The organism is Leptospira saintgironsiae (assembly GCF_002811765.1).
GTDB classification, from domain to species: domain Bacteria; phylum Spirochaetota; class Leptospiria; order Leptospirales; family Leptospiraceae; genus Leptospira_B; species Leptospira_B saintgironsiae.
In genome coordinates this window covers 154,102-176,558 of the sequence record NZ_NPDR01000005.1, presented here as the reverse complement: position 1 = coordinate 176,558, position 22,457 = coordinate 154,102, and the positions used below count along the sequence as shown (strand labels likewise).

Annotated in this window: 19 protein-coding genes; 6 read left to right on the top strand and 13 right to left on the bottom strand. The window is 39.4% G+C overall.

Going from position 1 to position 22,457, the window contains the following annotated elements; genetic code table 11:
- The 3 genes from CH362_RS13000 to CH362_RS12990 all read right to left on the bottom strand — a co-directional run bounded on the left by CH362_RS13000 (position 1) and on the right by CH362_RS12990 (position 3,875).
- Entirely contained in the window at positions 1 to 1,107 is a 1,107-nt protein-coding gene (locus tag CH362_RS13000) for an MBL fold metallo-hydrolase (RefSeq protein WP_100710775.1), read from the bottom strand.
- Between the two features lie 82 nt (positions 1,108 to 1,189).
- Complete coding sequence (locus tag CH362_RS12995) at positions 1,190 to 1,558, bottom strand: hypothetical protein (RefSeq protein ID WP_100710774.1); 369 nt, start codon at positions 1,556 to 1,558, stop codon at positions 1,190 to 1,192.
- Positions 1,559 to 1,610: 52 nt separating this feature from the next.
- Positions 1,611 to 3,875: an adenylate/guanylate cyclase domain-containing protein gene (locus CH362_RS12990; protein WP_100710773.1), complete on the bottom strand. Its 2,265-nt coding sequence runs from the start codon at positions 3,873 to 3,875 to the stop codon at positions 1,611 to 1,613.
- A gap of 127 nt (positions 3,876 to 4,002) precedes the next feature.
- Here CH362_RS12990 and CH362_RS12985 point away from each other — a divergent pair, with 127 nt between their 5' ends.
- Together CH362_RS12985 and CH362_RS12980 are read left to right on the top strand one after the other, a co-directional pair.
- On the top strand, positions 4,003 to 4,482 hold the full coding sequence (locus tag CH362_RS12985; protein ID WP_100710772.1) for a peroxiredoxin: 480 nt from the start codon (positions 4,003 to 4,005) through the stop codon (positions 4,480 to 4,482).
- 3 nt (positions 4,483 to 4,485) lie between these two features.
- Positions 4,486 to 6,252, top strand: a complete 1,767-nt coding sequence (locus tag CH362_RS12980; RefSeq protein WP_100710771.1) for a M61 family metallopeptidase — start codon at positions 4,486 to 4,488, stop codon at positions 6,250 to 6,252.
- On the opposite strand, the gene CH362_RS12975 is transcribed toward CH362_RS12980, so the two are convergent.
- Positions 6,239 to 6,952, bottom strand: coding sequence for an SDR family NAD(P)-dependent oxidoreductase (locus tag CH362_RS12975; RefSeq protein WP_100710770.1), 714 nt, complete (start codon positions 6,950 to 6,952; stop codon positions 6,239 to 6,241). The genes CH362_RS12980 and CH362_RS12975 overlap by 14 nt on opposite strands.
- A gap of 43 nt (positions 6,953 to 6,995) precedes the next feature.
- On the opposite strand from CH362_RS12975, the gene argB reads away from it, so the two are divergent.
- Both argB and CH362_RS12965 read left to right on the top strand, forming a co-directional pair.
- The gene (gene argB, locus CH362_RS12970) at positions 6,996 to 7,868 is read left to right on the top strand and encodes an acetylglutamate kinase (RefSeq protein WP_100710769.1); all 873 of its coding nucleotides are present in this window, start codon (positions 6,996 to 6,998) and stop codon (positions 7,866 to 7,868) included.
- Positions 7,869 to 7,966: 98 nt separating this feature from the next.
- Complete coding sequence (locus CH362_RS12965) at positions 7,967 to 9,715, top strand: GAF domain-containing SpoIIE family protein phosphatase (RefSeq protein ID WP_100710768.1); 1,749 nt, start codon at positions 7,967 to 7,969, stop codon at positions 9,713 to 9,715.
- 60 nt (positions 9,716 to 9,775) lie between these two features.
- Here CH362_RS12965 and CH362_RS12960 read toward each other — a convergent pair whose 3' ends face one another.
- A complete protein-coding gene (locus CH362_RS12960) occupies positions 9,776 to 11,071 on the bottom strand; it encodes an ATP-dependent 6-phosphofructokinase (RefSeq protein ID WP_100710767.1) in 1,296 nt (431 codons plus the stop codon).
- Positions 11,072 to 11,134: 63 nt separating this feature from the next.
- On the opposite strand from CH362_RS12960, the gene CH362_RS12955 reads away from it, so the two are divergent.
- Complete coding sequence (locus tag CH362_RS12955; RefSeq protein ID WP_244280579.1) at positions 11,135 to 12,229, top strand: LIC_20087 family outer membrane protein; 1,095 nt, start codon at positions 11,135 to 11,137, stop codon at positions 12,227 to 12,229.
- Between the two features lie 66 nt (positions 12,230 to 12,295).
- The gene (locus tag CH362_RS12950) at positions 12,296 to 12,919 is read left to right on the top strand and encodes a hypothetical protein (protein WP_100710766.1); all 624 of its coding nucleotides are present in this window, start codon (positions 12,296 to 12,298) and stop codon (positions 12,917 to 12,919) included.
- 10 nt (positions 12,920 to 12,929) lie between these two features.
- Here CH362_RS12950 and CH362_RS12945 read toward each other — a convergent pair whose 3' ends face one another.
- The 8 genes from CH362_RS12945 to CH362_RS12910 form a co-directional block, all read right to left on the bottom strand.
- Complete coding sequence (locus CH362_RS12945; RefSeq protein WP_100710765.1) at positions 12,930 to 13,244, bottom strand: hypothetical protein; 315 nt, start codon at positions 13,242 to 13,244, stop codon at positions 12,930 to 12,932.
- A gap of 6 nt (positions 13,245 to 13,250) precedes the next feature.
- Positions 13,251 to 16,988, bottom strand: a complete 3,738-nt coding sequence (gene metH, locus CH362_RS12940) for a methionine synthase (RefSeq protein WP_100710764.1) — start codon at positions 16,986 to 16,988, stop codon at positions 13,251 to 13,253.
- Entirely contained in the window at positions 16,985 to 17,284 is a 300-nt protein-coding gene (locus CH362_RS12935) for a DUF362 domain-containing protein (protein ID WP_100710763.1), read from the bottom strand. The genes metH and CH362_RS12935 overlap by 4 nt, the downstream gene beginning before the upstream one ends.
- Before the next feature lie 17 nt (positions 17,285 to 17,301).
- Complete coding sequence (ahcY, locus tag CH362_RS12930) at positions 17,302 to 18,615, bottom strand: adenosylhomocysteinase (protein ID WP_100710762.1); 1,314 nt, start codon at positions 18,613 to 18,615, stop codon at positions 17,302 to 17,304.
- Positions 18,615 to 19,655, bottom strand: coding sequence for an ArsR/SmtB family transcription factor (locus CH362_RS12925; protein WP_100710761.1), 1,041 nt, complete (start codon positions 19,653 to 19,655; stop codon positions 18,615 to 18,617). The genes ahcY and CH362_RS12925 overlap by 1 nt, the downstream gene beginning before the upstream one ends.
- Before the next feature lie 226 nt (positions 19,656 to 19,881).
- A complete protein-coding gene (locus CH362_RS12920) occupies positions 19,882 to 20,616 on the bottom strand; it encodes a FecR family protein (protein ID WP_100710760.1) in 735 nt (244 codons plus the stop codon).
- Between the two features lie 86 nt (positions 20,617 to 20,702).
- Positions 20,703 to 21,785 carry a DNA-methyltransferase gene (locus tag CH362_RS12915; RefSeq protein WP_100710759.1) on the bottom strand — a complete coding sequence of 361 codons (1,083 nt, stop codon included), beginning with the start codon at positions 21,783 to 21,785 and terminating at the stop codon, positions 20,703 to 20,705.
- Between the two features lie 101 nt (positions 21,786 to 21,886).
- Entirely contained in the window at positions 21,887 to 22,450 is a 564-nt protein-coding gene (locus tag CH362_RS12910; protein WP_100710758.1) for a hypothetical protein, read from the bottom strand.
- Positions 22,451 to 22,457: the final 7 nt, after the last annotated feature.

The window sequence follows — 22,457 nt, the reverse complement described above, 5'->3', positions numbered from 1 at the left end:
CTAATGTGTAACTATATTACCGAATTGTAATTGTCCGAATGAGAATGTTGGACTTGTTCCGGGAAAAAGCCAGAACCCGCTCATTTCAGAAGAAGGCATAACATTATAAAATTCAGGATTTCGCAAAGAAGGACCAGCAATCTCTTTTTCTAAAACCATGGAGATATATTGATCAAGACCAATCTCCAAAGTATTTCCGTTTAAGATCACTTCCATTCCAGTGTTTTTAGCATATTTGCGTACACCAGGGATACGTGATTTGAGCGGATTATAATTATCGGCACTCACTCCATTCTCACTAGTTACAAAAATCCCTTCCGGAGTATTTGCTACCAAACTATGGTTTCCATATGTATGCCCAGGAGTTCTGATCAAAGCAACTCCCCCGCCCAGTTCAGTATCCGAATCTAAAAGGACAACTCGATCCATAGAAATTCCACCGGAACCATTTGGACAATACCAATCGGATTGAGGAGGAAGAAGTCCTTGGATAGAATCCCATTCTTCTTTCATGACCAATAGTTTTGCATTTGGAAAATATCCAGGTTGGCCATTCGCTCCCAACCATTTGCGTAAATCTTGAGTATGCAAATGATCGAAAGAAATATAATCCACCTTCTCCGGAGGAAGTCCTACTTGTTTAAGACATTCCTCAACAGTATTCAATATAGGAGCCATGATCTTTCTTCCAATATTCTGGAAAGGTCCAAAACTTTGGGAAAGTCTTTTGAAAAATGGAGTCTCCGCATTTGCATCTACATCAGAAGGAGAGAAAAGTAAAGTTTTAATACCTTCAGATGTTTTGTATTGGATGATAAACAATCGATTGATGATATGCAGAAATGGTGTAGGAAGACTAAATGCATTCAGTAGTGCATACTTTGTAGGATAAGGAACTCGAACCAAATCAAAGGATTTATAATATACTACTTGTGGACCCGATAAAAATTTATCTCTGAATCTTCTCGCTCTTTTACGAACATCTTCCAGACGATCCACAGGAGCCGGAAGGCTACGAGAACCTAAAAAATCTTTGATCGGTTTTAAGCTAGTATCTTTTTTAGAAGATGTTTTTTTGACTGATTTGGAAACATTTACCTTTGCCATAAGTTCATCCCTTCACATTTATTTTGTTCCCATTCTCAAAAAATGAAAATGGGGTTTTCTGATAAAATTCTTTTATAAAAACTTAAAACGGTTTATACAAAGCCAAATAAGCTGAGAATGTACCAAGTATTGGAAGGCCGAACCAAAGTATTTTTGCAAACTCAGGCTTTTTATAATACGCAGTCAATAGTCCACCGAAGACCAACCAGATCGCAATTTTAGCAATCACCCAACCAGGAAAGCTAGTCAAAAGTCCAATTCTTGCTAACATTCCGAAACCGCCCAAAAGTATGAGTGTCATACCAATTCCATGAGCGGAAGCGATTAGTTTTTTAGGAGCGTTCTCTTTTGTGCCTCCTCCTAATACGTGAAGTGCAAGACCACCGTAAGCGGAGAATAAGAATAAAATACCAAGGATATGAATGAGTTTGTACACCGGATAAGAAATCATAGGTGATCATTCTCAAGATCCTTTGGTCTTCTGGAAAGCGAAAAACGATCTTCTACTTTTCCAAAAGATGTTGTACTCCGACCCAATTCCCAACTGGAGGAGCTTCTATATATTCTTGGCAACGTTTTCTGTATAAAATCGCCACTATATCTTCTGGATAAACTTTTAGGGCTTGCTCGAAATTCTGAAGTGCTTCTTTAAAATTTCCGACCTTATATAAAATGATCCCTCTGGAGATCAAGGCCAGTGTAGCATCCTTTAGTTTGCGAATATGAGGATCATCTGATTCATAAATTTCGTAAATGATGATAGGTTGGCTTTTTCCTTTAACCACAACTGAGTCTACTTCTCTGATCGCAAGGTCATCTGCGATAGTAAGACTAGACAAAGTATTTTGAGTAATTAGTATATCTGCTTTATATAAATTTGTGAGACTTTCTAGACGAGATGCAACGTTAACTGTATCCCCTATCACAGTTGTATCTAACCTATGAGAAGAACCTACAGTTCCGAGCATCAAACTTCCTGTGTTAATTCCGATACCGATACGAACACCTTTTACATGTCCATGATTACCCTTAACTTCTTCTTCGAGTTCCCGGACCCTTCTTCTCATATCAATTGCAGCAAGAACCGCCCTATCTGCAGCAGATTTACCTTCCCAATTATTTTCAGAATGGATCACTCTTTCTGCGGAAAATAATGCGAGGATCGCATCTCCCATAAACTTATCCACGAAACCTTCGTACTTTTGGATCAAAGGTTCCATCTTGGCGAGATAACCATTGATAAATCTGAAATTTTCTTCAGGAGTCATTTTCTCTGAGATAGTAGTAAAAGATCGAATGTCTGTGAATAAAACACTCATCTCTCTCAATGCAGAATCGCCTAAGTTCACATCCACCGCAGAATCTTTTCCTAACACACTTAAAAATTGCATCGGAACAAAACGGAAGAATGCATTCTTCTGTCTTGCCAATTCCAATTTCTGGTGACTGAGCTCAATATTCAAATCTTCAGACTGTTTGTACAGATCGATAAACCTGTTCGCAAGAATGGTGGTTAAAGAAATTACAAATAAAAGATATGCGAACTGTGTGAATCGGATCCCTGATTGGAAAAACATTGAATCCAAAACATCGTAACCAGAAATGAATACGATGATGAACATACTGATCGCCATAAGAGATGCGTCTTTTTTGCGGAGATAAACCGCTTTCCCCATAAAGTACAATAGATAAATAAGAGAAGGTAGAATGGAGATCTGCCATGCTCTCAAACTTATCATCAAATATTGGAATGGGGCAAAAAAGGAAAAGAAGAAGATCCCAAAACTCCATCCGGAGATGGTAAGTATCGCCTTATTAGGAATTGTGGATCCGTAAAAATAATCGTGAAGAAACAATAAGAACAAAGGAGCAAGTAAGGATACCGAACCATATTCAATTCTTGTAATCCAAGTACTATCTTGTATAAAATCAAAAATGATGGTGGATCTACTCAACGAGTATATCGCCATGGAGATAGAGAAGATCCCGAAATATAAATTGTATTTATCAGTTCTTCTTTTAGAAAAAATGAGAAGATGATAAAGCCCGAAGAATATATAGATCGTATTTAGACTTAAATTGATTAAGATCCCGATCTTCTTAGAAAAATCGTATTCAACTCCTAAGGTATAATCACCATCTAAATAAAATCCAAGATCCACGTTCGTAGGTGTGAAGATAGGAGAAAGTATAGGATATTCTTCTTCCGAAAGATGGACTGCAGGTGCATCTCCCAATATATGGAATACAAGTTTGTTTTCCCCGGCCTGTAAGATACTGGAATCAACCTGCACTTCCAAATCACGGAGAGTTTTTCGGATCTGCATTTTTCCATTCGAGTCCAAATGGATCTCTTTTTGCAAAAGATGTCCGTTCAGATAAATTTCCCAGTTCTCTCCTATAAAATTTAAGTACAATCGGATCGGACTTAAGAACACCTGTGCCTTTGGATCGAAATTTAGATTAAATTTTGTCTGTATGGTGAACTCTTGGACCTTGTCGGATACTGGAGTTTTATAAAGTTGGTTCAGAACGATCGGAAATTTTTCTATTTTTAAATAACCAGGTTCTGTAGATTCGAAGCCTGATTTGAATTCCGGTTTAAATCCTTGTACGGATTCCCATTCCAATCTTTTTAGATCCAGGTCCTTCCAACCTGGAATGGGCTCTTCTTCCTGAGAACCCAGAGAGTAAAAGGAGAATAAGAAAAAAGAAATGAAGAGTAGAGATCTGAAAGGTAAAGCGAGAATTTTTTGATTTTGCACCATGCGTTATTCGACAGCAGTAATTGGATGAGAAAAACTGCGAGATTTCAAGTTTTTTAACGGATTTTTTCTTTTCCCCGGAATGTTTTCGGTAGAAACTATCCGGAAGGGAAAATAGGAGGAAAACTTTATGTCCGACTCATGGGAAGGCAAAAAATTACCGGAAGTAAGTTTATCCAGCTCAACCGGAAACACAGTAAATCTACCGAAAGACTCAAGCGGTTCTTGGACCTTATTGTATTTTTATCCAAAAGACGATACCCCGGGTTGTACAAAACAAGCCTGCTCTTATAGAGACAATCTGGAAAAGTTCACACAGGCTGGAGCAAAGGTCTATGGGATCAGTTCCGACTCTTTGGATAGTCATAAACAATTTATTGACAAGTTCAATTTGAGTTTCCCTCTTCTATCCGATCCGAAACAAACTTTGAGCGGTCCTTTAGGAGTTTATGGAGACCAAGAATGGCAAGGTAGAGTGTTCAAGGGACTTTCCAGAGACAGCTTTTTAGTAGGACCTGACGGAACCATTCGCAAAGTATGGAGAAAAGTAGATCCTACTAAAACAGTTGCCGAAACTTTAGAGGAGATCTTAAAAGAGGCCGGTGCCTAAGGCGTGATCGTAAAATATACTCTAGATACATACCAACCGCATAGACATTTATTAAAGGTGGAAATGGAAGTCCACCCAGACAAACAAGAAACATTTCTTTGTATTCCGAATTGGTCCCCTGGCTCTTATAAGATCCGAGATTATTCTAAATCAATTCACCAAATTCATTTTGTTCAATCCAAACCAGGCTGGAGTATAGAACAAACAGATCTAAACACTTGGAAAGTTTCCTCTAAGGGAGAAACATTCAAAATTTCTTATATAATTTACGGATTCGAACACACAGTTCGAACAAATTATTTCACAAGCGATTTTATTCTAGTACATCCACCTGCTACATTTTTGTATCCTAAAGATCGTTTAGATCTGGAACCTAAACTAACTTGGAAGAATCTATCACCTTTTCGTTTTTGTTACACAGGATTAAAAAAGAAGGAAGCCTCCAAACAAACTTGGAAGGCAAAGAATTTTGATGAATTTTTTGACTCACCGATTCTTCTTACAAACGAAAAACAGCTCAATTTCAGCGTAGAAGGATGTGAATTCGATCTAGTCATCCTAGGCGATATCGAAACAAAAGATAAGAAGAAGATCGCAAAAGATCTCGCGACTATTGTAGAAACCCAGATCAAATTGATGGGTGGAACGGAGAATCAATATTATCTATTCGTTTTGGACATGAGCGATAATCTATATGGAGGATTGGAACATCTCAATTCTAGTATCAACCAATTCGATCCAAATGGATGGTCTAATCCTGATAATTATAGAACTCTTTTAGAACTTTTATCCCATGAATATTTCCATCATTGGAATGTGAAAAGAATTCGTCCGATTGCACTTGGCCCTTTCGATTACCAAAAGCCAAACTTAACAAAAGAATTATGGATCGCGGAAGGAATTACTAGCTTCTTCGATGCTTATTTTCTTCTTCTATGTGGAACTTATTCTACTCAGCAATATTTGAATAAACTTTGGAAGGATATGCAGGAGTTAGAAGAATCCTTAGGTGAATCCTGGATGAGTTTAGAAGATTCCAGTTTTACTGCTTGGACTAAATATTATAATCGTCCATTCGACCCAAATTTTGCAAACACAGGCATCTCTTATTATACGAAAGGTGCCATTCTATCTTTGAGTATGCATCTTTATATCCTGAAAGAAACCAAGGGCAAAAAATCCTTGGTGGATATCATGATCGCATTGAACAAACAATACCATCAGGAGAAAAAAAGAGGATTTACCAAGGCCGAATTTTTTCAAACTGCGAAGAAGGTTACGGGCCTGGATTTAAAACTGGAATTCGATCCTTATATCGTGGATCCAAAACGTATTCCTGTGGAGAAGTATCTACATTTGATCGGTGTGGAAAGAACTGCTTCTAAACCTAAAATTGAACCTGGATTTAGAGTAAAAGAAGAAAGAGGAAGAATGATCGTAAGTAAGATCCTTCTCTCCAAATCCGTAAAAGAAACGGATATCAATTTAGGCGACGAATGGATCGCATTGGATGATAAAAGAATTCTTCCTGGTAACTTTAAGGAATTATTAAATCAGTACCAGCCCGGCAAAAAAGCGGACCTTCTTCTTGCCAGAAGAGGAAAGATCTTAAAAAGAAAGATCAAATTTGATTCTTCTCCTTCTGCAAATGAACTATGGATCGATGAAAAAGTGGAAAATCCCACCAAGGAATTGAGAGAGATCTTTTTGAACTTGGGAAAAGATCCTGTGACTTCGAAAACTTCTTCCAAGAAAACTAAATCGAAGTAATTCCTCCGTCTACTGTCCAATTTGCACCGTTAATATAACCGGACTCGGAAGAAATTAAAAAAGTCACTACTCTTGCGATCTCTTCCGGGGACGCGATCTTCTTAACAGGTGTCATCTCTATTATCTTTTTGCGATGATCATCCACTTGGTCTTCTTGGATTCCCATCTTGGTTTCCATATAACCAGGACTTACAGCGTTAGATGTGATTCCTTTTTCTCCCCATTCGGCTGCAATAGATTTCATAAAACCTATGATCCCATGTTTGGAAGAAGAATAAGCCACAGACAAAGCGCTACCTTGCACAGACAAAGAAGAAGCTATATAAACGAATCTACCGAATTCTTGGGCGCTAAAAATTGGAAGTAACGATTTTGTAATTTGAAAAGCGGAGCGAAGATTGATGGAAAAGATCCTGTCCCATTCTTCTAAAGAAACTTCCGTAATTTTATGATACGGACCGCCGTAACCTGCACAATGTATAAATCCACGAATGGAAGAAGCCTCTGACTGTAAATTTTTGCAGGCATTTTCCAGTTCATCGGAAGAAGTCAGATCTATTTTTTGGAATGTTTCGTTTGGATGAAGTTTGTCCGGAGAAACCAGATCCCAATTTAGGATCTTATATCCGGAATTTCCTAATTCGGAAACAAGAGCGCGGCCAAGGCCCCCACTTCCTCCAGTGATTAAAATTGTAAACATTTCCGAATCGACGTACAAGTGGGGAACGATTTCTCTGTTTGGTATGGAACATTCCTTTGAGAGGGTCAACAATATTCTGGAGGCCCTTCCCTATATTACAAAATACTCCGGGAAAACTGTGGTTATCAAATATGGTGGAGCCGCAATGGCCAAGGCCGACTTAAAGGAATCTTTTGCAAAAGATATCGTTCTTCTAAAATACGTAGGCATCCATCCGGTCATCGTTCACGGAGGCGGGCCTGAGATTAACAGACTCTTAGATAGTTTGAATATTCCAACCGAGTTCGTTCATGGACATAGGGTCACAAACGAAGAGACCATGGACGTAGTAGAGATGGTCCTCACCGGAAAAGTAAATAAACAGATCGTTTCCATGATCAATAAAGAAGGTGGAAATGCAGTAGGACTTTCCGGAAAAGACGGAAATCTAGCAGTCGCTTCCAAAACAAAGATCGAAGTTGATGTGGAAGGTAAAAAATCCGAGCTAGTCGATGTGGGTCTTGTAGGTAAGATCGACAAAATAGATCCTACAGTCATTTTATCTCTCCAAGAAAAAGGTTTTATCCCAGTCATTTCTCCTGTTGCCGAATCCGGATCAGGAGAATCTTTGAATATAAACGCGGATACTTTCGCTGGAGAATTAGCAGGCGCTCTCAAAGCGGAGAAGCTGATCCTTCTTACGGACACGAGCGGGATCCTGATCGATGGAAAACTTGTAACAGGTCTGAACAGGGCCTTAGTAAAAGATTATATTCGAAAAGGAGATATCACCGGAGGAATGATCCCTAAAGTAGAATGTTGTCTTTCGGCGATCGACCAAGGAGTGAGAAGGACTCATATTATTGACGGAAGAGTCCCCCATTCTATTCTGATCGAAATCTTTACTGATCAAGGGATCGGTTCCTTGATCGAATAAATGGAAAGTTTCGAATCTCCTTGACAGGAGTAGGATTTGGGCTGGAATAAGCCCTCCGATTTGAAAATCCCTCAAAAAAAGAAGTATTCCCGGACCAAATGAGTTTCAAACAGCTCTCCTTAGCTCTTATTTCAGACATTACTGCCAGGATCAACTCCACCGATGATCTGGAAGAACTTTTGGGAATTATAATAGAAACCACAAAAGATGTACTCAATACAGAAGGATGTTCCCTTCTACTCTATGATCCGGACGAAGATTGTCTAGTATTCCAAGTTGCAAAAGGTGATAAGGGAGAATCCCTCACTGAATTAAAAGTCCCTAGAGGAAAAGGGATCGCCGGAATGGTACTAGAAAGTCTGGAACCAGTCATCGTAAACGATGCAGAAACCGATCCAAGAATTTATAGAAACATAGATGACGCAGTTGGATTCACCACTAAGAACCTGATCTGCGTTCCGATGAAGGCACAAGGAGAGATCCAAGGAGTTCTGGAAGCAGTTAACTCTTTAGAAAGGCCTGAATTTACAAATAAAGATATTAAAATATTGGAATATCTTTCTGATCTTGCAGCGATTGCGATCAGGAACAGAAGACTAATCCGAGATCTGAAAGATCGTGCGCGAGAATTGGATTGTCTCTACCAAATCAGCCAGGCGATCTCCAATATCAGCGAGTTGGATCAGTTCTTAAATCTGACAGTAAACTCAATCTCTGATGTTTTAGGGGCAGAAAGAGTTTCTTTAATCTTCCAAAATCCTAGAACGAAAGCATTCGAACTTTCTAAGTCTATCGGGTTCAGTTTGGAAGAAGAATCCCATCTTGTGGATGAATCCAGAGGGATCTTGAATGAAATTTTATCCCAAGGGAAAGCGATCTTAGTTCAGGGACAAACTGATATCAATCCAGACCTTCTTACACCGAATCGTTATAAGACTAGATCATTCGTTTCCGTTCCAATTCGTCAGGACGGCACAATCATTGGCGTTTTGAATGCTGCGGATAAGATGAGCGGAGACAGTTTTTCTCACCAAGATCTTTCTATCTTAAGTACAATCTCCAACCAAATTGCAGAAGCTTATAATAGTCTTTTGGCAAAAAATCAAAAAGAGAAGTTAACCTCTATCAGAAGAGATATGCAGATTGCTTCTCAGATACAGCTCAACTCTCTGCCTAATATCCCTAAGAAGATGCATCTTTTGGAGATCGAAACTTCTTATACCGCATCTAAAGAGATCGGTGGGGATTTTTATGATCTAATCTATCATAATCCTGACGAAGTAAGTATCCTGATCGCGGACGTTTCCGGAAAAGGGATCTCTGCCGCATTGTTTATGGAATTTTCCAAAACGATTATTGCTGGTGAAGTGGCACGTAACTCTTCTACAAGTATCAGTCTTATGGGAGCGAATCGGATCATCCAAGAGAAGTCCGGTTATTTTATGTTCGTCACTGTGATGCTGACCCGCATAAATATGCTTAAAAAAAGAATACGTTATTCTAGCGCGGGTCATAACGAGCAGTTATTATATAAAGCTAAGGAGAAGAAGGTACTACTTCTCTCCGGAAAAGGAATGCCTCTAGGGATCAAAGAATCAGAGGTAGAAGAACATGAAGTAGAATACCAACCTGGAGATCTTCTAGTTCTATACACTGATGGAGTGAGCGAGACCACAAACGAAACCGGAGAAATGTATTCTTTGGAAAATCTCGCAAAACTAATAGAAAGAAACGGGGACATGCCCGTGGAAAATCTAAAAGAACTGATCCTGGACACTACTGACGCATTCAGAGGAGAAGCGGATCCTCATGACGATTACACTTTAGTAATGGTCCGACTCAATTAGGATTTTATAATCCGATCAACCTGGTATCTATTTGATCTCGGAACTTACCCGATTATAATACTATTCTGCCACCATATGAGCAGGCTGTCCTGTAGAAGCTAGTAACGTTCTCCACAAAGTACTCTTAGTAGGTTGAAGCACTTTTCTTTCTTGGATAGCGATATCAATCGGAAGATGAGTAAACACATTATTCCACATTCCAATCACTATATCTGTCTTACCTGCCATAGCAGCATGCACTGCATTCTGTGCTAAAAATCCGCAGAAAATAGAATCCTCAGGATTTGCAGGAATAGAACGAATGATATAACTTGGGTCTATATATTTTACATTCACTTCTATCTTCTCCGCTTTGAAGAAGTCCTGGATGGAATTTTTGAGATAAACGCCTATATCGCCTAATTTTAAATTTCCGGATGCATCTCTTTCTTCCGTTTTTCCAAAAAACTTTTGCCCTGCACCTTCTGCCACAATGATTACTGCATGTTCTCTAGTTAAGATCCTATTTTTTAAAACATCTAAGAAGGAACCTTTCCCTTTCAGATCAAAATCCACTTCAGGGATCAGACAATAATTTACGTTTTGAGAAGCTAGAGCAGCATTCACTGCTATAAAACCGGAATGTCTTCCCATTAGTTTCACTACTCCAATCCCATTCGGTGCACCTTTTGCTTCCACATGGGCACATTCTACTGCTTCCATTGCTTTAGAGAAGGCTGTGGAAAATCCGAAAGTTTTTTGCACATAATTGATATCGTTATCTATCGTTTTAGGAACTCCGATGACAGAGATCTCTTCTCCTCTTCTGTCTATCTCTCTTACGATTTCCTTTGCTCCTCTTAAAGTGCCATCTCCTCCGATACAGAATAACATCTTAACGCCATATAAAGAAAGCCTATCAACCATGTCAGAAGCGTTTTGGTTTCCTCTGGAAGAAGCGAGAATAGTACCCCCATCCCTTCCTATATGGGCAACGTTTTCCGGATTCAGCTCCATGGGCTTATGATCAAATTTTTTGACAAGGCCTTGGTAGCCGTATGGAAATCCAAGGATACGTTTTACCCCGTATCTATAATTTAATTCCATTACAATACCTCGGATCACGTCATTGATCCCTGGACAAAGCCCCCCGCAGGTCACGATCCCAGCAGTCACTTCTTTTGGGTCGAAGTAGATCTTCTTTCTGGGACCAGCTTGTTCGAAAAATTCGGCACCTTCTCCTATATATTCCCTCCAGCTCTCTTCTGTTTCGAATACTGTCTTGAAAACCACCTTGGATTCATCTCCAGTGTAATATTCATAAGCAGCTGGACTTTCAATTTTGCAAGGTCCGAAATTTCTGATGTTTGTGTTCATTTTTACCGATTCCGAGTAAATTATAGAAGGTCTTATTTTTTGGTAAATATGACGGAATTATCATTGGCAAAGAAGAATATTCCGTCATATATCAATAAATATAGGATGAGAACCGAGAAGATGACATATGATTCCAAATCTCTTCCTAAACGTAAGCGCTCGTTTTTTAGAAAGGCCTTCCCTTCCCTCTTACAGGTGATTTTTCCTTTTGTAGCGAGCCTGTCCGTAATATACGGAGAGAACAGTTCTACTTTTTTCTGGGATTCTTTCGACAACTTTTCCAAAAATAAGGCTCTATTTTCCCAAAAGGAAAGTTCTGGAGCAGAGGTAGAGAAGGAAGAACATAAGGTCCAATTTTTCTCTTCTCTTACATTCAAATATCCTTATGAAATGAAAGTGTTTCAGGAATATATCCCGACCGAGTCATCATCCGCATCTTTTAATTCTATTCCTGGACTTCCTAATAAATTACCAAACCAGCCTAGAATACTTTTACAAAAGAGAGAATTTTTTGCTCTGTATCCTTCTCTCGGAAGAGAAGAAGTTTTTGTAATGGCAATGAGCATGGGCCAAAACAAGGATAATAAATCCGAGGCATATGTAGGAGCTAATACTGAAAGAAGGGCGTTCGATGGTTTGACAGATGTGAGAGCTACTTCTTCAGTTATACCTGGTTTAGGTTCCAATCTTTCCAGAGGTTTAGACAACCAAGCTGGAAATTTACTCTTCGGATATTTGCTCGGAAGAGCTGGGATCCAAATGGATTTAGGCTGGAGAATGGCAGGAAATAACGTAGGTTTGGCGATCCCTGAATCTGCAAAATCGTCCATCGGGATCAGTTACTCGTTGATCTCTAATTCAAGTAACTTGAATAAGATGGATTTTTTCCTACAAGTGTCCGGAATAAAAAGATTTAATGATAAAAGTCTTTTGCAAATCGATACTCCTCAAGCTTTCAGAGGATGGCAACAAGGTTACGAATATTACGTAAATCCTGGATTTTCAATCTCCACAAAAAATTTAAGTTTCGAAGGTTTAGTACGTTTACCTCTTCATCAACCTTTCCCAAATACAGACGGATTACTCACTCCGGAAATCCAAGGTATGCTTGGAGTGAAATACAAATTTTCGGATAGTTCCCCTAGTTTACAAAAATAAAGATCACATTTTCCTAATATAATCTCGCCGGTCCTTATTAAATCTTTCAAAGCCAGGAGAAGGCCTATGAAAAAAATCAAGTTTCTAATCTTATTCTGTGCCGCAACTGCTACATTCGCCGACGAAGTAGTTTATACCAAAACAGGAAAGAAGGTAGTCCTTAAAGAAAACTTCACCTGGCAGTACTCACCTGAACCTAAACCGGATCCTTCTAAAAAATTAAACTCGGCCAGACTTATCCTAAAAGGAACCGACCAAACAAACCTTCTCAAAAGTAAATCAGGATTATATTCCGTTTTTTATAATCCAACTTTATGGACTAACATAACTGAAAGTCACGAGTTCGCAGAATTCCATTTTGTAAACCAAGCAAGAACCGGAAACGCAATGGTAATCTACGAAGGTTTAGAAATCCCTATAGATTCATTTCCTGAATTAGTTTTATTGAATGTAATTAAAACAGATCCGGAGGCAAGGATCGTTAATATTGAAGATTGTTCCGTTAACGGAGTCGTGGGGAAGATCGTAACCTATACAGCTCAGATCAAAGGCCTTAGATTTATTTTTTATTCTTTTTTAGCTAGTGGGAATTTCGGTTCCGTTCAATTCTCTACTTTCACCTTAGAAAGTCAGTTCGAGAAAGAGAAAGCAAACTTTGAGAAGGTAATTTCTGGATTTGTTTTGAATTGAGTCGAAGATACTACAGAATTTGCATTTTCTGAAAGGAGAGCTGCAGATCCAGTTTGTTAATTTGTTCTTTCTTTCTGCCAAATCTCAATAATGTCGTAGTTTTACCGGATGTAGTATCTACGACCTCGATTCTAGTTTCCATTACAGGACAGGCGACTTCTTCACAGCTGATCTCGCTCAACCTTAAGCGTAGGTCTTCCCTTCCCAGCTTCTCCCTAATCTTAGATGCCAACCAAGGATGGAATGGAAACTCTGTTCCAGGCTCCGATTCATCCTGGTATTCAGAATGAACCGGATTCGTAGTAACTTCGACAAATCGTTTCATCAAAGATTAGACTCTGGAAACCGCCTCTTGGGGGTCATAAGCTAAATTCGGGGAAAGCCATTTTTCTACTTCGGAAACGGTCATTCCTTTCCTATTTGCATACTCCTGGATTTGGTCCTTATTGATCTTCGCCACTGCGAAATATTTAGCATCCGGATGAGCAAAATATAAACCACTTACTGAACTCGCTGGCATCATTGCAAAATGTTCCGTGAGAGTGATCCCTGTATTCTTCTCCACTTCCAATAGATCGAATAAGGTTCTCTTTTCAGTATGGTCAGGACTTGCAGGGTAACCCGCAGCAGGACGAATCCCCTGATAACGTTCCCGGATCAATTCTTCGGTAGAAAGATTTTCATCGGCAACGTAACCCCAAATCTCTTTTCGGATCTTAAGGTGCATATATTCGGCAAAAGCTTCTGCAAAACGATCGCCCAAGGCCTTTGCCATGATGGAATTATAGTCGTCCAGGTTAGAGTCAAAGATAGAAGCAAACGCCTCTACTCCATGACCAGCAGTAACTGCAAAACCGCCGATATAATCCGCGACTCCGCTTTCTTTAGGAGCTATATAGTCCGCCAAACAATAATTAGGTTCATCTTTTTCTTCTTTGCTGATCTGCTGGCGAAGAGTATGGAAAACAGTTTTAATATTTGTTCTCGTTTCATCCTCGTAAACTTCAATATCGTCGCCTACACTATTTGCGGGGAAGACGCCGATCACCCCTCGGGTTGTATATCTTTTATTAGAAATGATATCTTCTAATAATTTTTGAGCGTCTTTGAATAATTCTTTGGCTTGTTTACCGTAAGTTTCACTTTCAAGAATAGAAGGATAACGTCCTTTTAATTCCCAAGCTTGGAAGAATGGAGACCAGTCAATATAAGGAACCAATTCTTCCAAAGAGATCTCGTTATCAAAAACTCGAACTCCTACAAAATTCGGTTTAGCTACCTTAGTCACATTCCAATCGGTAACGTATTTATTTTCTCTGGCATCTTCAATAGAAACAAGTTTACGATCGCTTCTAGTATTAAAATAAATTTCCCTTTGGATCTTTTGTTCTTCTTTAATCTGTTTTATATAATCTGGTTTCAAAGAAGGACTCAAAAGTTTTGCGACAACGTTCACAACTCTGGAAGCATCAATTACGTGGACCACTGGTTGGTCATATTTTTCAGAAATTTTTACGGAAGTATGAGCCGAACTTGTAGTAGCTCCTCCAATCAATAAAGGAATATCGAAACCTGTCCTTTTCATTTCAGAAGCGACATGAACCATCTCATCTAGTGAAGGAGTAATGAGACCAGACAATCCAATGATATCTACTTTCTCTTTTCTTGCTTCTTCCAGAATTTTCTCACAAGGGACCATCACCCCAAGGTCAATCACTTCATAATTATTACAAGCAAGCACAACGGCCACGATATTTTTACCGATATCATGAACGTCACCTTTCACTGTGGCTATTAGGAATTTTTGTTTTGTGGAAGCCTGAGCATCTTTGTTGTTATCTTCTTCCATGAAAGGGAGAAGATAAGATACTGATTTTTTCATCACCCTTGCACTTTTGACAACTTGAGGAAGGAACATTTTTCCGGATCCAAACAGATCGCCCACAACTCTCATTCCGTCCATTAAAGGACCTTCGATCACCTGAAGAGGTCGGTCATATTTAAGCCTTGCTTCTTCCGTATCTTGGTCTATATATTCCACAATTCCTTTTACTAAAGAATATTCTAATCTTTGCTCTACTGTCCCTTCTCTCCAGGCTTCTTCTTTTTTCTCAGCCTTCTCACCGGACTTAACTGATTCAGCAAAATCGATTAATCTTTCGGTAGCATCCGGTCTTCTATTCAGGAGAACGTCCTCTACTCTTTCTAAAAGATCTTTAGGAATTTCTTCATAAACTGCAAGCATACCTGCATTTACGATCGCCATATCCATTCCGGCCTTGATCGCATAGAATAAAAATGCGGAGTGCATTGCTTCTCTTACTGGGTTATTTCCGCGGAAAGAGAAGGAGATATTACTTAAACCGCCGCTGATCTTTGCACCTGGGCAAACAACTTTGATCTCTTTGATCGCTTCTATAAAATCGACTGCATAGTTATTATGTTCATCTATTCCAGTTCCGACAGTGAGAATGTTCGGATCAAAGATGATATCAAACGGAGAGAAGTCCGCCTTTTCCACTAATAGATCATAAGCTCGTTTACAAATTCGGACCTTATCGTCTTTAGTAGCAGCTTGGCCTTGCTCATCGAAAGCCATTACAATGACGGAAGCACCGTACATCTTAACTGTTTTTGCCTGTTGTAAAAACTTCTCTTCTCCTTCTTTTAAGGAGATGGAGTTTACGATCGGTTTTCCTTGGATACATTTTAATCCAGTTTCCAAAACGGACCATTTGGAACTGTCCACCATAAAAGGAACTTTCGCGATATCAGGTTCAACTGCGATCAAGTTTAAGAACTCTTTCATCGAGGCTTCTCCATCTAAAAGTGCCTCGTCGAAGTTTATATCGATAACGTTTGCGCCTGCTTCTACCTGTTGTAAAGCAACTGACACTGCTTCTTCAAAGTTTCCTTCTAAGATCAGTTTTTTGAATTTAGGAGAACCTGTTACGTTAGTTCTTTCTCCTATTAAGACGAAACCGGTTGTTTCATCTATATTCAAAGGTTCTAATCCGGATAATCTGGTTTTTCCTTCTATCTCCGGTATGATCCTAGGCTTTTTACCTTGGACGGCTTTAGCACCTTCTTTAATATGAGCAGGAGTAGTTCCACAACATCCTCCTGCAATATTCAACCAACCTTGATTGGAAAAATCGTCCAAGAAGTTTCCAAATTCTTCAGGAGTTTGGTCATAGCCTCCAAATGCGTTAGGCAAACCTGCATTCGGATAACAACTAATATAACAACCTGAGATCCTGGACAATTCTTCTATATAAGGTCTCATCTCCCCTGCGCCCAAGGCACAATTAATCCCTACAGAGAGAGGATTTGCATGATAGATGGAATTATAGAATGCCTCGATTGTTTGTCCTGACAAAGTTCTTCCCGAAGCGTCAGTGATCGTAACAGAAAGAGACACGGGAATTCTTACATTCAAATCTTTGAATACATTTTCAATAGCTACAATAATCGCTTTTAGATTTAAGGTATCGATGTTTGTTTCGGAAAGAAGAATATCGACTCCCTCTTCCACAAGCGCTCTCACTTGCTCGTAAAATGTTTCTACCAATTCGTCGAAGGTTACCGCACGGAATGCAGGGTTATTCACATCCGGAGAAAGAGAAGCTGTTCTGGTTGTAGGTCCTATAGATCCAGCAAGGAATAATGGTTGGTCAGGATGGGTTTTGGCGAACCTTTCCATTGCAGCACGAGCAACCTTAACTGCTTTTCTGTTTAATTCATCTACGTAGGCTTCTGCATTATAATCTGCTTGAGAAATTCTATTGGAGCTGAATGTATTCGTTTCTAATATATTCGCCCCCGCTTCCAAAAACTTATAATGTATTTCTTCGATCACTTCAGGTTTAGTGATCACAAGTAGATCGTTATTTCCCTTTAGTGCAGAAGGATGATCTTTGAGTCTTTCATCTCGGAAGTCTTCTTCTCCCAGACTATACCTCTGGATCATGGTTCCCATTGCTCCATCAAGAACAAGTATCCGCTCTTCTAATAATTTCAAAAGCTCTTGTGCTTTGGGATTTGTATATGTGGGAAATTTATGTTTCATAATTCTTTAATATTGCAGTGTTTATCTAAAAGAGGTTTTTTAAGATCGTTGATCATCGGTAACATTCTCGATTCTTTTTTGTTCAAAACGATCCAATCTTTCCATATCACCGGCACCTCATCCTCCGGGAAAATGGCATTCACCGGACATTCTCTCAAACAATCATTACAATTGATGCAAATATCCGGATCTATGACTAAGTAATCGTTTCCTTCTCGGAAAGCTTCTACAGGACAAGCAGCAGCACAGTAAGTAATTTTACACCCAACGCAGGGTTCAGTTACTACGTATGCCACGGCCTCTCCTTTATCAATTAATAGCGGTAGTGTTCCGGTTTATACGGACCTTCTACCGGTACTCCGATATACTCAGCTTGTTTAGCGTTTAATGTGGTTAGGCGAACTCCTAATTGCTCCAAATGTAACGCTGCAACTTTCTCATCTAATTGTTTAGGTAATCTATAGACACCGATTTCGTACTTATTGTTCCAAAGTTCGATCTGAGCCAATACTTGGTTCGTGAAAGAACAGGACATTACGAAAGATGGGTGGCCAGTTGCACAACCAAGGTTCACTAAACGACCCTCTGCAAGAACGATAATTGATCTACCATTCTCGAAAGTATATTTGTCTACCTGAGGTTTAATTTCCTTCTTCACTACACCTTTCTCTGCGTTCAATCTGGACATTTGGATCTCAGTGTCGAAGTGTCCGATATTGCAAAGAATCGCGCCGTCTTTCATTGCTTTCATGTGTTCAAGGGAAATAATGTCGTCGTTTCCGGTCGCAGTTACTACAAGATCCACGAATTCAATCGCATCTTCTACTCTTAGAACTTGGTATCCTTCCATTACTGCCTGAAGAGCACAGATAGGATCGATCTCAGTAACGATCACTCTAGCGCCAAAATTGCGTAAAGAAGCAGCAGAACCTTTTCCAACGTCTCCGTATCCGCAAACGAGAGCTACTTTTCCAGCAAGCATAACGTCAGTTGCACGTTTGATACCGTCTGCCAAGGATTCTCTACAACCGTATAAGTTGTCGAATTTGGACTTAGTAACAGAATCGTTTACGTTGATCGCAGGAAGTTTCAATTCACCTTTTTTGAGGAGTTTTTCGAGACCTTTTACTCCTGTAGTAGTTTCTTCAGAAACTCCTTTGATCTCAGCGAGAAGTTGAGGATATTTCTCATGAACATACATGGTAAGATCACCACCGTCGTCCAAGATCATATTCGGCCCTTTTCCTCCATCGAAGAAGATAGTCTGCTCTACACACCACCAGTATTCTTCTTCCGTTTCACCTTTCCAAGCGAACACAGGAACTCCGGTTTTTGCGATAGCAGCTGCCGCATGATCTTGAGTGGAGAAGATATTACAAGAAGACCAACGAACTTCTGCTCCAAGCTCAGTCAGAGTTTCGATCAGAACTGCAGTTTGGATAGTCATGTGAAGGGAACCCGCGATACGCGCGCCTTTCAGAGGTTGTTTCCCCTTATATTCTTTGCGTAAGGACATCAGACCTGGCATTTCTTTTTCAGCCAGAATGATTTCTTCGCGACCCCAGTCCGCGAGAGAAATGTCTTTAACCTTATATTTTAAACCTTTTTCTTGTATTGTAGCGGACATTAAAGTCCTCCTCTTTTCTTAGCTTTAATTATTAATACTTTGAAGTATTTCTGAGATTCCACTTCTTCGATAGATTCAAGGCTAAAGCCGGTGTGGTTCAACCAATCTGTGAGAAGTTCCGACTCGAATCCGAGCCATAAGTCAGCGAAATTATCACGCATGATTTCTTGATTGTGTTTTTTTAGATCTACGATGATGAAAACGCCATCGTCCTTTAGTACTTTATGAATTTCTTTCATAGCCTGAGGTGGGTTAGAAAGGTGGTGTAAGACCATCGAAGCTACGACAGAATCTGCAGACTGAACTAGATCTTCAGGCAAAGTTTCAATCTCGGACGTGAGCAAATGTACTTGGGAATTATTTAAAAAGGAACTCTTTGCCTCTTTAATCATCTTTTCAGAAGAATCGATCCCAATAACTTCCTGACTCTTCATCAACAAGTAAGGAATTAAGCCACCAGGACCACATCCAAGGTCTAAGATCCGACGAGAATGTTCTGGAAGTAAGTCTAGAATCTTATTACGATATAATACCGGATCCAGAACATCGCTTTGAATGCTTTCCCAATTCTGGGCTACATCATCGAAATATTTTGACCTTTTCAGATCTCTCTGTTTAAGGATATCTTTAGTCTTAACTAAATCTTGTTCTGAATATGGAAGGCTCTCTTCAAAATCCAAAAGAAGCGTATGAAACCTGGCAGAAAAATCCTGCGAATCGTCGTTCGAGACCTTAGGGCTATAATATACCCAAGAACCTTCGCGTTGAAATGTCAGGAATCCGGCATCTGCGAGGATCTTTAAGTGCCTAGAGATTCTGGATTGGCCCATGTCTAAAACTTCTGTTATCTCCTGAACATTGAGAGGAGCAACAGAGAGTATCCGAAGAACCCGAATTCGGGTTTCATCAGATAATGCCTTTATCGCGAGTAGAATATCTCGATCTTGAAAAGTCCCTTTTGCCGCAGAAGGCGGAACGAGAATTGAATCGGAGTAAGTTTCGACAGATTCTCTTCCTAAAGACACATCCTTTAATGACATTTTCAAAGCCTTCTCACAAGATATCAAGATATCTTGATTTCTTCAAGCAAAAATCAGTGCTTTTTTAGGTATAATTATGTCTCCCTATCTGACCATTGAATATGAGGCCTAACGCCAATTTGGAGATCCCTTTCGAGGGCGAATTTCCTAGGCCACCCGACTAAAATAATCCGGAGTTAGTGCGTGAGGATTTTTTATTTTGTCGAAGTTACTACAGTAGGATAAATCATATATCCTGCTTAGTTTGATTTAATAATTCCTGGTTCTGAAGTTTTTGATCTCTAAGAATTTTATAATTCTCTTCCATAATCTTCTTAAAGCCATCTAAAATCTTCATTTTCTCGCGCATAAATTCTTCCAAAGGTTGTTTCAGAAGACCCTGAGGAGATATTATTGCTTCTTCATCTTGCTTCAACGGGAAGTTCTTTCCATTTTCTGTCGTTACTCCGACTTCTCCTTCTTTCACGAAAATTCCATTTGGAACATCGGAATCTTCGTGATCAGGATTTTCTTTGCGTTGAGCTTCATTCTCTTCGCAAACTACAAATTGCGTTCCTCGAACGCCAGCGTTGTAAGAAGGCGCAGTAATTGTAAAATCTTCTTTCTTAGATCCTTTATCTACCCGGGCAAATACCTTGCCGGAAACGAGTTCCAATTTTGATTTATTTGCTTTTTTGTCGGAACTTAGTTCAGCAATTTTTACTTTGGTGAAAGCCGCAATGCGAACAACTACGGAAGGACCGATTTGAAGATCGACTTTCCCTTCTTTCGTTTCAAGTTCATCTTGCTTTTTCAAGATAGAATTCTTCTTGAGACTTACCCTTTTCCCTTCTTGAGTTCCGGAAACATCCCCTACAACGAATAGTACGATCGCAATTTCTTCTTCTGCGAGTAAAGAAGAAGGCAAGGCAAATAAGGTCGAGAAAATGATGAGAGCAAATACAAGTGCTTGGTTTTTCATACGAAGGTCTTTCCTATAACACTAATTTATTCAATAAAGCTGTAATAAGATCTACTAGATCCATTAGAATAGCAACAATTTGAAACTTACTTTTTAGAAGAGTTTTGTAGATTATATGGAGAATAATGAGCTTTCAAGGAGAAATGTTCAATCTCAAGTGAAGAATCTACTAATTCGAAGGTCAATTCTGTCTCCTGAGAAGTGACTACTGGAAATCCATAATGCTTATTCGTATGTGAAATCTCTTTCTTTTGCTTCTTTCGATCTGAAATAAAATCAAGATGGCTTTGTAGTCTGTTTTGTAGTATCTTCGACGAAACATTTACAGCAGCAAGTAGCTTCTTCCTAGAAATCTCAAGAATTCCCTGATCTACATCATATCCGAGGCTATTTCTGGAAGAAAGAAGAGCCGCCAATGATGCAGTTCCTGTTCCTAAAAATGGATCTAAAACTGTATCACCCTTTATAGAGAACATGTTCACCAATCGATAGGCGAAATCCAAAGGAAACGCCGCGGTCCTTTCTCGCGAAGCTCCGACATCCTTAAAAATCTGCCTTTCACCCTTTAGATCCCAAACATCCGAAAACCAAACATTCCTTTCCTCCCAGAAAAAGGCGCTATTTCGTCGGATCTCCGTCTCGGATTTCGAATACTTTCTCAATCCTCCTTTACGAAGGATCAAAATATACTCATGCTCATAGGTAACATAGGCGCCTACTGGGTACATTCCTGAACCCATAAACTTAGTTGGGGAATTAGTCTGCTTTCTCCAAAGAATATCTGGTAGCGAAGTAAAGCCGAAGTTACGACAAGCTTGTAAAATCCTGGAGTGATTCGAAAACAAACTAAATTCGCCTCCAATACTTCGAGTGGCATCCCCTATGTTGATTAGAAGGATCCCTCCTTCTTTCAAAACACGAAAGCATTCGCCCCAGACTTTATCCAGTTGCAAATGCATCGCCTCGAATGCTTCGTTTCCTAAGTTTTTGGAAAGAGCATTCTTAGTGTTTTTATCCCAGCTTTTGAAGAGATCATCCCACATTTCTACCATGGGATAAGGAGGTGAAGTTAATACGAGATTAACGCTTTCATCCGAAAGCTTATCCATTTTTCTCGAATCGGAATTATATAATTTATGAAAAGTTTCCGAAACGAGTATATCCTTCATACACGTTCTGCATGTTTCAAGAACTCTTTAAAATGGCTATTCAAATTTAGAAAGCTAAGATAAGAAGATGGATAAGTCGAAGGTACGACAAAATCCCCCTATTAATTCTTCTTACCGTGGATCTTTTTGTCGATCAACTCATTCAAAAGATCGGCAAGATCCTGAAACTCGTCACCACTTCGGATCCGGATCTTGTCTACGTCTTTACCTTCCAGTAGCAATTTTAAATTCTTCTTAATATTATAGATTGGCCCGGCCATCTTATGGGAATAGAACAAGACAAATATCGCAGAAAGAAGAAGATACAACATGGAGAATAGTAGAATTCCTTTAAATTGGATCGAAAAAAGATCCAGACCATGATCGTAATCCGGAAGAGCAAGTTCCTTCTCCACGAACTTATCCTTCTCTTCTCCGTTAACTATCTCAAATCCTTTTTGATATACTTTAACAGTATCTTCGCGAAGTCTGAAAACGACCCCTTTGTCGTACTTAGTAGAATGGATCCAAAATAAAAACCCGAGAGTAAGAAGTAACCCGAAGATAAACAATAAAGAGAAATTTAAGAAAAACCTTAATTGGAAGTCCTTATCGATCAAATAATTGGCAAGATGTCTTTTATAACGAGGGGTCTTTGCGGAGGGGTGTGCTGTTTCTTCAGACATGGGAATT